The organism is Streptomyces sp. NPDC027663 (genome assembly GCF_055566415.1).
Window position 1 is genome coordinate 209,590 of the sequence record NZ_JBVHSK010000011.1, and the last position, 12,705, is coordinate 222,294.

Annotated in this window: 12 protein-coding genes and 1 pseudogene; 5 read left to right on the forward strand and 8 right to left on the reverse strand. The window is 71.6% G+C overall.

What is annotated here, in order from left to right; translation table 11 throughout:
- The first annotated feature begins 120 nt into the window (after positions 1-120).
- Both ACZ4SF_RS26975 and ACZ4SF_RS26980 read left to right on the forward strand, forming a co-directional pair.
- Positions 121-591, forward strand: a complete 471-nt coding sequence (locus ACZ4SF_RS26975) for a DUF5709 domain-containing protein (RefSeq protein WP_468388947.1) — start codon at positions 121-123, stop codon at positions 589-591.
- 51 nt (positions 592-642) lie between these two features.
- The gene (locus ACZ4SF_RS26980) at positions 643-897 is read left to right on the forward strand and encodes a type B 50S ribosomal protein L31 (protein WP_468388949.1); all 255 of its coding nucleotides are present in this window, start codon (positions 643-645) and stop codon (positions 895-897) included.
- 35 nt (positions 898-932) lie between these two features.
- Here ACZ4SF_RS26980 and ACZ4SF_RS26985 read toward each other — a convergent pair whose 3' ends face one another.
- On the reverse strand, positions 933-1,727 hold the full coding sequence (locus ACZ4SF_RS26985; protein WP_468388951.1) for a metal-dependent hydrolase: 795 nt from the start codon (positions 1,725-1,727) through the stop codon (positions 933-935).
- A gap of 145 nt (positions 1,728-1,872) precedes the next feature.
- Here ACZ4SF_RS26985 and ACZ4SF_RS26990 point away from each other — a divergent pair, with 145 nt between their 5' ends.
- Together ACZ4SF_RS26990 and ACZ4SF_RS26995 are read left to right on the forward strand one after the other, a co-directional pair.
- Entirely contained in the window at positions 1,873-4,386 is a 2,514-nt protein-coding gene (locus ACZ4SF_RS26990) for a DEAD/DEAH box helicase (RefSeq protein ID WP_468388953.1), read from the forward strand.
- A 40-nt stretch (positions 4,387-4,426) separates the two neighbouring features.
- Positions 4,427-5,293: an acyl-CoA thioesterase gene (locus ACZ4SF_RS26995; protein WP_468388955.1), complete on the forward strand. Its 867-nt coding sequence runs from the start codon at positions 4,427-4,429 to the stop codon at positions 5,291-5,293.
- 456 nt (positions 5,294-5,749) lie between these two features.
- Here the strand turns inward: ACZ4SF_RS26995 and ACZ4SF_RS27000 are convergent.
- Together ACZ4SF_RS27000 and ACZ4SF_RS27005 are read right to left on the reverse strand one after the other, a co-directional pair.
- Positions 5,750-6,583 (reverse strand): annotated as a pseudogene (locus ACZ4SF_RS27000) (DUF6397 family protein); the annotation flags it as partial.
- Between the two features lie 126 nt (positions 6,584-6,709).
- Entirely contained in the window at positions 6,710-7,123 is a 414-nt protein-coding gene (locus ACZ4SF_RS27005; RefSeq protein ID WP_468388957.1) for a roadblock/LC7 domain-containing protein, read from the reverse strand.
- Positions 7,124-7,214: 91 nt separating this feature from the next.
- Between ACZ4SF_RS27005 and ACZ4SF_RS27010 the strand changes: the two genes are divergently transcribed.
- Positions 7,215-7,643, forward strand: a complete 429-nt coding sequence (locus ACZ4SF_RS27010; RefSeq protein ID WP_468388959.1) for a PPOX class F420-dependent oxidoreductase — start codon at positions 7,215-7,217, stop codon at positions 7,641-7,643.
- 10 nt (positions 7,644-7,653) lie between these two features.
- Here ACZ4SF_RS27010 and ACZ4SF_RS27015 read toward each other — a convergent pair whose 3' ends face one another.
- The 5 genes from ACZ4SF_RS27015 to ACZ4SF_RS27035 all read right to left on the reverse strand — a co-directional run bounded on the left by ACZ4SF_RS27015 (position 7,654) and on the right by ACZ4SF_RS27035 (position 12,675).
- Positions 7,654-8,256, reverse strand: a complete 603-nt coding sequence (locus ACZ4SF_RS27015) for a GTP-binding protein (RefSeq protein WP_468388961.1) — start codon at positions 8,254-8,256, stop codon at positions 7,654-7,656.
- Positions 8,257-8,453: 197 nt separating this feature from the next.
- Positions 8,454-8,864, reverse strand: coding sequence for a DUF742 domain-containing protein (locus tag ACZ4SF_RS27020; protein ID WP_468388963.1), 411 nt, complete (start codon positions 8,862-8,864; stop codon positions 8,454-8,456).
- A gap of 18 nt (positions 8,865-8,882) precedes the next feature.
- Positions 8,883-9,320, reverse strand: coding sequence for a roadblock/LC7 domain-containing protein (locus ACZ4SF_RS27025; protein WP_468388965.1), 438 nt, complete (start codon positions 9,318-9,320; stop codon positions 8,883-8,885).
- A complete protein-coding gene (locus tag ACZ4SF_RS27030) occupies positions 9,317-11,854 on the reverse strand; it encodes a sensor histidine kinase (RefSeq protein WP_468388966.1) in 2,538 nt (845 codons plus the stop codon). Before ACZ4SF_RS27030 ends, ACZ4SF_RS27025 begins: the two co-directional genes overlap by 4 nt.
- Before the next feature lie 47 nt (positions 11,855-11,901).
- Positions 11,902-12,675, reverse strand: coding sequence for an MHYT domain-containing protein (locus tag ACZ4SF_RS27035; protein WP_468388968.1), 774 nt, complete (start codon positions 12,673-12,675; stop codon positions 11,902-11,904).
- Positions 12,676-12,705: the final 30 nt, after the last annotated feature.

Below are 12,705 nucleotides of genomic sequence, written 5' to 3' on the forward strand. Positions count from 1 at the left end.
CGGCTCGGGAAGCACCCGGGAAAAACTCGGTCCGCGGCGTGCGACCCCCGTGCCGGGCGTGCCGGCGGCCCGCCGCCCGCTAGGGCGGCACCCGGCCGTCCTCACCGCTTGGAGGTACTCGTGGACAGCGCCGACGGCTGGGGGGACGACGTCTACCAGCCCGATCCCTCGGAGATCCGGGAGGACTCGGGGGTGCTCGACGTCGAGGACACACTGGACTTCGACGGCGTCAGCGACCCCCTCGACCGCGGCTGGTCCCCTCCCGAACGTCCGTGGGCGGTGGAGCGCACCGGTGTGACAGCCGCCGAACGCAGGGCGGGCGAGACCCTCGACCAGCGACTCGCCGAGGAGCAGCCGGACCTCGCCACGCCCTCCGGCGACGGCATCGGCGACTGCGACGGCACGGACGGGGAACTCCTGGACAACGAGGTCGGCGACTCCCGCTCCGGCCGGCTGGTGGCCCCTGACGAGGGCGCCCACGAGGACGAGGAGGCCGCCCTCGTCGCCACCGACGTCGGTATCGACGGTGCCGCCGCCTCCGCCGAGGAGGCCGCGATGCACATCGTCGACGAGGACTCCCTCTCCGGCTGAGCCGGGCCTTCCGGCCCCGCCCTGCCCGACCGCCCCGCTCGAGGAGCCGCCATGCAGCAGGACAAGCACCCCGACTACCATCCCGTGGTCTTCCGCGACCGCGCCGCCGGATACGCCTTCCTGACCCGCTCCACCGCCCGGAGCGAGCAGACCATCGAGTGGGACGACGGCGAGACCTACCCGGTGATCGAGGTGGAGATCTCCTCCGAGAGCCACCCCTTCTACACGGGCAAGGCCCGCACGGTCGACACCGAGGGCCGCATCGCCCGCTTCGAGCGCCGGTACGGCGGGCCGGACGCGGGTTAGGCGGGGAGCCGGACGGCCCGCTGCCGAGGAGTACGTCAGATCACGTTGAGAGCGGCGGCGCAGCCCACCCCCCCGAGCAACATGAACGCCGGCATCAGCACCTTCAGCTCGACCCAGCTCCCGGCCCGGAACCGCAAGGCCTTCGGCGGCCCGATCGGGTACCAGCGCTTGCGGCCCACCGGGATCGGCCACAGGATCGGGCAGCCGGACACGGTCAGCGCGTCCCCGATGTCGTGCACCAGCGCGCCCAGCACGACCGGCAGTCCCAGCCAGAGGTACTCCTGTCCGGGCCCGCTGAACAGCCAGTCGGAGCCGTGACCCGGCTTGTCCAGCACTCCCGCCAGGATCCAGGCGCTGGTCGCAGCCAGCAGCCACACCAGCACATCGCTGCTGGAGCCGCGCGCCGCCCGCCACAGCAGACCCTCGATCGCCAGCACCATGTGCGCGAACAGGATCCCCAGCACCGCCCAGCGGCCGCCCGTGATCGCCGCCGCGGAGCAGCCGGCGCCGATCAGGACCGCCCACAGCCAGGTGTGGGTCAGCGTGCGGTGACCGCCGGAGCGGCGCGGGTCGCCCTGCTTCCTGGTCGCCTTGTAGACGGCGTAGGACAGCTTGTCGACGATCTCGCAGATCCAGCGGGAGATCGGCCCGAACGCGCGCGAAATCGTGGCGGCCTTGTGATCGAGATCCGGGGCGAGTGCGGCACCGGCACAGATCAGGGCGCCGCAGAGCAGGACCGGCCAGGGCATCGCATGACCGGCCGCGGCGGCGGCCGCTCCGACGCCGAGCCAGGCCGCGGCCCCCGACAGTGAGTGTGCTGGTCCCATCATGGCCGCTTCCCGCCCCATTCCTCGTGCGCCGCTGTCCCGTTGACCCGGTGCGCTGACGCTGCGTCGGCGACACAGCGTAGCGGCCGTGATCTTCGTACCCGCAGCCGATTCCCCGCTCGGGCGGAAGGCCAGGCAAGATGGGGTCGTGACCCTCATCGATCAGCTGCCGCCGACCGCCGACCCCGACGCCCTGTACGAAGCCTTCGAGTCGTGGGCGCAGGAACGCGGCCTCACCCTCTATCCCCACCAGGAGGAGGCGCTGATCGAGGCGGTCTCCGGGGCGAACGTGATCGTCTCGACGCCCACCGGCTCCGGCAAGAGCATGATCGCCGCCGGCGCGCACTTCGCCGCGCTGGCCCGCGACGAGGTCACCTTCTACACGGCTCCGATCAAGGCGCTGGTGTCGGAGAAGTTCTTCGAGCTGTGCAAGCTCTTCGGCACCGAGAACGTCGGCATGCTCACCGGCGACGCCTCCGTGAACGCCGACGCGCCCGTGATCTGCTGCACCGCCGAGGTGCTGGCCTCGATCGCGCTGCGCGACGGCAAGAACGCGGACGTCGGCCAGGTCGTCATGGACGAGTTCCACTTCTATGCCGAGGGAGATCGCGGCTGGGCCTGGCAGATCCCGCTGCTGGAGCTTCCACAGGCGCAGTTCATCCTGATGTCGGCCACTTTGGGTGATGTGTCCTTCTTCGAGAAGGACCTCACCCGCCGTACCGGCCGCCCCACGGCGGTGGTCCGCTCGGCCACTCGTCCGGTGCCGCTCTCCTACGAGTACGAGCTCACCCCGCTCACCGAGACGCTCACCGACCTGCTGGAGACCAAGCAGGCCCCGGTGTACATCGTGCACTTCACGCAGGCGCAGGCCGTGGAGCGGGCGCAGGCGCTGATGAGCATCAACATGTGCTCGCGCGAGGAGAAGGACCAGATCGCCGAGCTGATCGGCAACTTCCGCTTCACCACCAAGTTCGGCCGCAACCTCTCCCGTTACGTCCGGCACGGCATCGGCGTCCACCACGCCGGCATGCTGCCGAAGTACCGGCGTCTGGTGGAGAAGCTCGCCCAGGCCGGTCTGCTGAAGGTCATCTGCGGCACGGACACGCTGGGCGTGGGCGTCAACGTGCCGATTCGCACGGTGCTGTTCACGGCGCTGACCAAGTACGACGGCAGCCGCGTACGCACCCTGCGGGCCCGTGAGTTCCACCAGATCGCGGGCCGGGCAGGCCGGGCCGGTTTCGACACGGCGGGGCTCGTCGTCGCCCAGGCGCCGGAGCACGTCATCGAGAACGAGAAGGCGCTGGCGAAGGCGGGCGACGACCCGAAGAAGCGGCGCAAGGTGGTGCGCAAGAAGGCGCCGGAGGGCTTCGTCGGCTGGACGGAGAACACCTTCGAGAAGCTGATCGCCTCGGAACCGGAGCCGCTGACCTCGCGTTTCCGGGTGACGCACACCATGCTGCTTTCGGTGATCGCCCGCCCGGGCAACGCGTTCGAGGCGATGCGCCATCTCCTGGAGGACAACCACGAGCCGCGCAGGCAGCAGCTGAGGCACATCCGCCGGGCGATCGCCATCTACCGCTCGCTGCTGGACGGCGGGATCGTGGAGAAGCTCGACCAGCCGGACGCCGAGGGCCGCATCGTCCGGCTGACGGTCGACCTCCAGCAGGACTTCGCGCTCAACCAGCCGCTGTCCACGTTCGCGCTCGCCGCGTTCGAACTCCTCGACCCCGAGTCGCCGTCCTACGCCCTCGACATGGTCTCGGTCGTCGAGTCCACCCTGGACGATCCCCGGCAGATTCTCGTCGCCCAGCAGAACAAGGCGCGCGGCGAGGCCGTGGCCGCGATGAAGGCGGACGGCGTCGAGTACGAGGAGCGCATGGAGCGCCTTCAGGACGTCACGTACCCGAAGCCGCTGGAAGAGCTGCTCTTCCACGCGTACAACACCTACCGCAAGAGCCACCCGTGGGTCGGCGACCACCCGCTGTCGCCGAAGTCGGTGATCCGGGACATGTACGAACGGGCGCTGTCCTTCACGGAGCTGGTGTCCTTCTACGAGCTGGCCCGCACCGAGGGCATCGTGCTGCGCTACCTCGCCAGCGCCTACAAGACCCTCGACCACACCATCCCGGACGACCTCAAGTCCGAGGATCTGCAGGACCTGATCGAGTGGCTCGGCGAGATGGTGCGCCAGGTGGACTCCAGCCTGCTCGACGAGTGGGAGCAGCTCGCCAACCCCGAGGAGATGACCGCCGAGGAGGCTCAGGAGAAGGCCGACGAGGTCAAGCCGGTCACCACCAACGCCCGTGCCTTCCGGGTCCTGGTCCGCAACGCGATGTTCCGCCGGGTGGAGCTGGCGGCGCTGGACCACGTCGAGGAACTGGGCGAGATGGACGCCGAGTCCGGCTGGGACGCCGATGCGTGGGGTGAAGCGATGGACAAGTACTGGGACGAGTACGAGGACCTCGGCACCGGCCCCGACGCCCGCGGCCCCAAGCTGCTGGTCATCAAGGAGGAGCCGGAGAACGGGATGTGGCGCGTCCGCCAGATCTTCGACGACCCGAACGGCGACCACGACTGGGGCATCAGCGCGGAGATCGACCTCGCAGCCTCGGACGCCGAGGGCCGGGCGATCGTCCGCGTCACCGACGTCGGCCAGCTGTGAGCCGTTCACGGCCAGTGGCAAGCCAAGGAGAATCCCACCGATGACGAATCCGGCCGAGAGACTGGTCGACCTGCTCGACCTGGAGCAGATCGAGGTCAACATATTCCGTGGCCGCAGCCCGCAGGAGTCCCTGCAGCGGGTGTTCGGCGGCCAGGTGGCGGGCCAGGCGCTGGTCGCCGCCGGCCGCACCACGGACGGCGAGCGTCCGGTGCACTCGCTGCACGCGTACTTCCTGCGTCCCGGCCGGCCGGGCGTGCCGATCGTGTACCAGGTGGAACGGGTCCGCGACGGGCTCTCCTTCACCACACGCCGGGTCACGGCCGTGCAGCAGGGCCGCACGATCTTCAATCTGACCGCTTCCTTTCACAAAGCCGAGGAAGGACCGTTCGAGCACCAGTTGCCGCCGGCCCGCGAAGTGCCTGACCCCGAGTCGCTGCCGACGGTCACCGATGAGGTCCGCAAGCATCTCGGCGCGCTGCCCGAACAGTTGGAACGGATGGCCCGCCGCCAGCCGTTCGACATCCGGTACGTCGACCGGTTGCGCTGGAACGCCGATGAGGTCCAGGGCGCCGAGCCGCGCAGCGCGGTCTGGATGCGCGCGGTCGGCCCGCTGGGCGACGATCCGCTGGTCCACACCTGCGCACTGACCTACGCAAGCGACATGACCCTGCTCGACGCGGTGCGCATCCCGGTCGAGCCCCTGTGGGGGGCACGGAACTTCGACATGGCCTCGCTCGACCACGCCATGTGGTTCCACCGGCCGTTCCGTGCGGACGAGTGGTTCCTCTACGACCAGGAGTCCCCGATCGCCACCGGCGGACGCGGCCTGGCCCGAGGACGCATCTACGACCTGCAGGGGCGACTGCTCGTCTCGGTCGTCCAGGAGGGCCTGTTCAGGGCCCTGTAGGACCGGGCGACGCAGTCCACGACCGGCCGCTCAGACCTGCGCGGGACGTGGACCTCGCCGCCGCAGCCAGGCCCGCAGACCGCGCTGCGGCCGCGGCGGGCCCGGATACCCCGGCTCGTGCCCCCGCGGGAGGGGAGGCGTCCCCGGTCGCACCGCCTGCCGCGTGAGCCGTGTCGCCGGCTCCCGGGGGCGTGAGGCCGGGTGCGGGCGCGTAGTCGCCGGTGTCCGGTGTTGCGTGGGGCGTGTCGTGTGGGGCATGGGCGGCGGCGCCCCTTCCGGCGGCCTCGTCGCCTCCTCGATGGACGGTGTCGCCCCTTCCGGCGGCCTCGCCGCCTTTGCGATGGATCGCGTCGCCCCTTCCGGCGGCCTGGTCGCCGTCGCGTGGTTCATGTCCCCCGTCCTCGATACCGGTGGCCTCGTCGCAGCATCCGTCGACCGGGTGACCGTCCGGGCCATCGGCGGGATGGGCCGTGCGACCGCTCGGAGCGCCGGTGGGACGCGGCGGGCGGACGGGCGTGGGGCGGGCGAGGCGGCGCGGGCCTTCTCCATCGCGTGTGCCAGGTCGCTGCGCAGCCAGCCGATCTCATCGGCGTCCTGCGCCGTCGTGATCTCCTCGGCGAGGTGCGCGGAGGGCGACCCAGGAGCGCCGTGAACGGGTGCCGGGGGCCGGAAGCGGTTCAGGTGGGCACGCTCGTACGGATCCCTGACGATGTCGGCGATCTCGATGGGTGGGAGGAGTGCGGCCACGGCCCCGGCGCGGGCCCACGGGTCGTCGGCCTGCCGCAGCAGGAGCCCCAGCCGGCGCCCGCGCCAGTTGCGAGCCCGTAGGTCCACTCCCGCTGCCAGCTGGCCGCGCAGGGTCTCGGGTGTTCGCCCCTTGAGCAGGTGCGCATTCTCGGCGCAAGCGGCGAACTCCCTCAGCTCTTCCGCCAGATAGAGCCACACCACGGCCCGATAGCGGTTCAGGTAGACCTTCACGGGCACGAGCAGGCCCAGGCGGGCGAGCCGGGTGAACCGGCCTGCCGGGATCTCCATGAGGGCTGCGCCCTCCGCGGTGCCCACGGCCCGCACTCGCGCGCGGAGCGATTCGGGGAAGCCGTCCTGCGCGCGGAGGCGGTCGATCTCCGCGCGCTCCACCCGTCGGCCTCCTCCGCCCTCGTCGGGTACGGTCCGGATCCGGCCGAACTGCACCGCGAGGTCGAACTCGCTGCGCTTGAGCCCGAGTTCGCGTGCGGCGCGGCTCGGCGTGCAGGTGCCGGGCCGCGGTGGCCCGAAGGTGTCTGCCGGCATGGTCGTACTCCCCCGTGGAGTGGGTGGCTCACGCCTCGTGCGTTCGCCGTGCACTCACCGTAGCCGCTTCGCCGCAACACGTGGCAGGCCTGTGGATAACTCCATGGAGGAAGGGAAACCTGCAGGTCAGAGGTCGGTGATGTGGGTCCGCTCGGGTTGCCGGGCGTCGACGCCGAGGTGTTCGCCGACCCGATTGACGAGCAGGGTCATCTCGTAGGCGATCTGGCCGATGTCGGCCTCGGCTCCACTGAGCACGCACAGGCAGCTGCCGGTGCCGGCCGCGGTCACGAACAGCACGGCATCGTCGTACTCGATCATCGTCTGGCGCACCCTGCCCGCGCCGAAGTGGCGTCCCGACCCCTTGGCGAGGCTGTGCAGTCCGGATGCCACCGCGGCCAAGTGCTCGGCGTCCTCGCGGCGTAGACCCGTACTCGCCCCGGTGACCAGTCCGTCGTTCGACAGGACCAGCGCGTGGCGTACGTGGTCCACCCGCCCGGTCAGATCGTCCAGGAGCCAGCCGAGTCCCTGGTTCTGCGCCATGTCCTTCTCCCCGTGTGACGTCTCCCCCTGGCTGGAGGAACTCTCCGCCAGCCTTCCCCACGACCGGCGTGCGAGCAAGCAGGATGGGCCCATGGCAGAGAAGATGACCGATGAGGAATGGCGGGCGTTCGTCTCGAACGGCACCCGCACCGGCAAGCTGTCCACCGTCCGCGCCGACGGCAGCCCGCACGTGGCTCCGATCTGGTTCCTGCTGGACGGGGACGAACTGGTCTTCAACACCGGCAAGGACACCGTCAAGGGGCGCAACCTGGCCCGTGACGGACGGGTTGCCCTGTGCGTGGACGACGACCGTCCGCCGTTCCACTTCGTGGTGTTGAACGGCCGCGCCCGGCTGTCGGAGAACCTGGACGAGGTACGCCTGTGGGCCACCCGGGTCGCCGCTCGGTACATGGGTGAGGAACGCGCCGAGGAGTACGGCGCCCGCAACGGCGTCCCGGGTGAGCTGCTGGTCCGTGTCGGCATCGACAGGGTGGCGGCCGTGAAGAACATGGCGGCCTGAGCCGGCCCGGTCAGCCGACCGAGTCCAGGAGCCGGGCGGTGTGCATCCGCCCGGCGTACTCCACGAGCCGGATCAGCACCTCCTTGCCGGAGTCCCGGTCCCGTGCGTCGCACAGGACCACGGGGGTGCCGCGGTCGAGGTCGAGTGCCCGGGAGACGTCGTGGGCACCGTACGCGCGGGCTCCCGCGAAGCAGTTGACGGCCACCACGAACGGGATGCGCCGGTGCTCGAAGTAGTCGACGGCGGGGAAGCAGTCCTCCAGGCGTCTGGTGTCCGCGAGGACCACGGCTCCGAGGGCGCCCTGGGCCAGCTCGTCCCACAGGAACCAGAAGCGGTCCTGGCCCGGCGTGCCGAACAGGTACAGCGACAGACCGGAGCGGATCGTGATGCGGCCGAAGTCCATCGCGACGGTCGTGGTGACCTTGTGGTCCACCCCGTCGGTGTCGTCCACCAGCTGGCCGGCTTCGCTGAGGAGTTCCTCGGTGCGCAGCGGCCGGATCTCGCTGACGGCGCCGACCAGGGTCGTCTTGCCGACGCCGAAGCCACCGGCGACCAGTATCTTCAGCGCCAGGGCGGTGGTGTCGCCGACGGCGTCGGAGTGCTCGGAGACCATGATCACTTCTCTCGGGAGGGCCGGTTGCGGCCGGCGTCCGCGTGCTCCGGTGGTGAAGGCAGCATCATGACAACGGGAGCGTGTGCCGGGGTGGTTGGACCGAAGTGCACCTGATGTGACCGAATTGCGCCCGGTCGGTGGCGCACCATGTCCGGATCGGGCCGGGGCCGGGCGTACGGCGGTGTCCGCGCGTTCATCTACAGCGCTCGCAATCCTTCGATGACCTCGCGCAGGATCCGCTCGTCGGGCAGGTGTGCCGGGGGCACGGGGCGGCTGATGGTCACGCAGCCGATCTCCAGGAGGTCTCCGAGGAGCACCCTGATCACGCCGACGGGAAGGTCGGCGTCCGCGGCGAGTTCGGCGACGGACTGTGTCTCCGTGCGGCACAGGTCGATCAGGGTGCGGTGCTCGGGGCCGAGTGCGATGCCGTCGAGGTCCGGTGCGGCGGGATCGAGGGTGACGAGCGCGATCAGGTCGAAGCGCACGCCCGTGGGGCCCGGCTGGGTGCGGCCGCCCGTCATGGCGTAGGGGCGTACCAAGGGGCCGGCCTCGCCGTCGTACCACTGGCTGCCCGGCTCCCGCGCGCCGCCGGTCGGGTTCTCGGTCATCGCTGCGGCCTTTCCGGCTCATCCGGCGGCGGGTGGCTGTGCCGCGAGGCGCGGGGGCGTGTAGAGGTGCTCGCCGACTCGTTTGACCAGGCGGGCCATCTCGTAGGCGACCAGGCCGATGTCGGCGGTGACGGCGGTCAGCAGGGCGAGGCAGGAGCCGTCGCCTGCGGCGGCGACGAAGAGGAAGGCGTCGTCCATCTCGACCATGGTCTGGCGCACTCCGCCCGCTCCGAAGTGCCGTCCGGCGCCCTTGGCGAGGCTGTTGAAGCCGGAGGCGACGGCGGCGAGGTGTTCGGCGTCCTCCCGCGCGAGGGCGGTGGAGGCGCCGACGGCCAGCCCGTCGTTGGACAGCACGACGGCGTGCCGTACCTCGCTCACGCGCACCACCAGGTCGTCGAGCAGCCAGTCCAGTTCGCCGGACCGCTGGCCGGCCCTCGTGTTCGGGTCCTGGATCATGCCGGGTCTCCTTCGCTGCTGTCACTGCGCGTTCCGGGTTCCGGGGCGGAGCCGCGTCCGGGTCGCCTGCCGCCGCCGCGCGCCCAGCCGTCGCGGTAGGCCGCCATGCGGTCCCGTACGAGTTCGGGGGTGCGCCGGTCGTCGCCGTGCCGTGCGGGGTGCGCGGCCGGCTCCTCGGCGCGCTGTACGCGCAGTTGCGGGGCGAGGCTCGCCTGGCGCACGCGGCGCGGGAGGTCTTCGGGGGGCTCGGAGTCGTCCTGCGGGCGGTGCAGCCTCAAAGTGGTGACTCCGGGGGGCGGGGGTTGGCCGGTGGTGTCGTGGGCGCGAGGGCCGGTGGCGTGCGGGCCGGGGCCGGTGGCGTGCGGGCCGGGGCCGGTGGCCGCGAGGGCGGGCCTGTCCGACCGTGCGGCGACGGCCTCCTGAAGCGGTGTCGCGCCGGGTACGCGCGCGTAGGCGCGTTCCTCATCGGGGCGGGCTTGCTCGTCCTGACGGGTGGAACGTTCCGGCGAGCCACTGTGCAGCAGGGCGGTCGGCACCAGGACGACGGCTGTGGTGCCTCCGTAGGGAGAGGTGCGCAGGTGCACCTTGATGCCGTGACGGGAGGCGAGCCTGCTGACCACGAACAGACCGAGCCGGTCGCTGTCGAACAGGTCCAGCGTCTCGGACTCTTCGATGCGCCGGTTGGCCTCGGTGAGGGTGTCGGCGCCCATGCCGAGTCCCCGGTCCTCGATCTCCAGGGCGTAACCGTTGCCGACCGGTTCGCCGGTGACGCGCACGCGCGTGTGAGGCGGCGAGAACTGGGCGGCGTTCTCGACGAGTTCGGCCAGCAGGTGGGTGAGGTCCGCGACCGCCGCACCGATGACATGGGCCTCGGGGAGCTGGCGGACCTCCACGCGCGCGTAGTCCTCGACCTCCGACACGGCGGCGCGTACGACGTTGGTCAGGGAGACGGGCATGCGCCAGGCCCGGCCGGGTGCGGCGCCGGAAAGGATGATCAGGCTCTCGGCGTGGCGTCGCATGCGGGTGGTGAGGTGGTCCAGCCGGAACAGGTCGCTCAGCTCGTCGGGATCGTCGGAGCGCCGTTCCATGCTGTCCAGGAGGCTGAGCTGGCGGTGTACCAGGACCTGGCTGCGTCGGGCGAGGTTGACGAAGACCCCGGAGATGCCGCTGGCGAGTTCGGCGCGCTCCACGGCGGCGCGCAGTGCGGCGCGGTGCACGGTGGTCAGGGCTTCCGAGACCTGCCCGGTCTCGTCGTCGGCCGGGGGTCCGGCGGGCGCCTCGGCCCGGATGTCGATCTCCTCCCCCGCGCGCAGTTTCCGCATCGCTTCGGGGAGTTTGCGGCGGGCGATCTCCAGTGCGTCGTTGCGCAGGCTCACGAGTTCGACCACGAGGGCCCGGCCGATACGGACGGAGATGACGAGCGAGGCGGCGACGGCGGCGAGGCCGAGGAGCACGGCGGCGCCGGCCGGGCTGATCAGACCGCGCGCGACCGGGTCGGCGCGGCCCGCGACGGCGCGGCCCGTGGCCGTCTCGATGCTTCGCAGCCCGTCCTGCACGCGCGCGTGGTCGGCATTCCAGCCGGCCGGAAGTGCCGTGCCGGACGACTTGGCGGTCAGGATCTCGTTCTCGGCCGCGACCAGCCCGGTGTAGGGGCTGCTGGAGGCGAGGTCGTGCCAGGCGGCACGCTGCGCGGACGGCAGATCGGCGACGGCCGCCTCGGTCAGGGCACGGCGTGCGGCCACGGCGGAGCCGAACAGCTGCCGCCGCTCGCCCTGCAGTCCGCCGACGGTCCGCGCGCCGCCGAGTACGGCGTCCTCCTGGGCCAGTGCCTCGGCGGCCCGGGAGAACTCGAGGAGCACGCGCGCGTCGGAGCCGACGTCCGCCTGCTGGACGCCCGCGAGGGCACCGTCCACGGCGAAGGCGCCTTTGATCGTCTGCGTGTACTGCGTGTAGACCTCGCTCCAGCCGGCCTTGTGGTCGAGTACGGCGGTCCGCAGCGTGCGCAGCCTTTCGGCGCCGGTGACGAAGGCGTTGAGGCGTCCGGAGACGCCGGAGGGCAGTTCCTGGCTGTCGGCGACCGTGTTGTCGTGGCCGAGCCGCAGCTTGGCCACGGCCCGGTCGGTACGTGCCGTCAGGCTTCGGAGGTCGGCGTCGTTCCCGATACCGGTGACATAGCGCACGGCCGCGCCTCGCTCGGCCTGCAGCGCGGTGACGGCCGCGCCCACGGGGGTGCGCAGTTCGGCGTCGACCCGCTGGGACTGGCGCAGCCGGGCGACGTCCTGGGCGGTGCTGACAGTGGCGTACGCCCACAGGGCGAGCAGGGAGACGACGGGCACCATCAGGAGGCTGACCACCTTGGCGCGCACGGTCCGGGGTCGCAGGTGCCGGCGGCTCCCCCGCGCGCGTGCCGGTCTCTGCGGCGTGCCGAGCGGGTGGTCGGTGTCCTCGTCGGCGGGCGGTCCGGCGTGGGCGCGGCGTCCGCGCGGCGGGGGCGCCGGGGTGACGGCTGTGGCGGGTGTACGGGGTGGGCGCATGGCCTCCTCGCTCGGGACGTGGTCGGTGCGCTCGGGCCGGGGCCCCGCTAGCGGGCGGCGCTCTCGACGGGCCGCTGGGCGGAGGCGGAGGCCTCGCGCTCGTCGGCCGTGGGCGAGAGGGCTACGAACGCCGAGGTGATGAAGAGGTAGGACCCGAGGCCGACGGCGAGGGGGAAGATGAACTGCATCGCCGTGGCCCCGGGCAGGGCGTCGCCGGACGGCTCCACGCGCACGCTCACCGCGAACATCCCGGTGTAGTGCATGCTGCTGACGGCCGCTCCCATGACGAGGGAGGCGCCGGTGACCGCGAGGGGTGACTTGATGTTGAGTCCGGCCCACAGGGCCGCGGTCGCCGCGACGACGGCGATCAGTACCGACAGTCCGACGAGGGCGGGTTCGTACGTGACGCCGCCGTGCAGCCGGACCGCTGCCATGCCCAGGTAGTGCATGCTGGCGACGCCCAGGCCCGTGGTGAGTCCGCCGAGGAAGAGCGCACGGTTGCGGTCTCGGCCGTAGCCGACGGCGAAGACGCCGGCGCAGACGACGACCATGGCGACGAGGAGGCTGAGGATGGTCAGCGGCACGTCGTAGCGGATGTCGGTGCCGCTGACGCGGAAGCCGAGCATGGCCACGAAGTGCATGGTCCAGATGCCCGTCCCGATCGCGGTGGCCGCGGTCACGAGCCAGTTGCGGCGCGAGCGGCCGGTGGTGCCGAGTGCGCGGACGGTGCAGCGCAGTCCGAGCGCGGCGCCTATGCAGGCCATCAGGTACGACAGCGCGGGGGTCAGCCAGCCGAAGGCGGCGTGGTCCAGGTGTCCCATGGCCCCGGGACGCTAGCCGGGGCAGGGGCG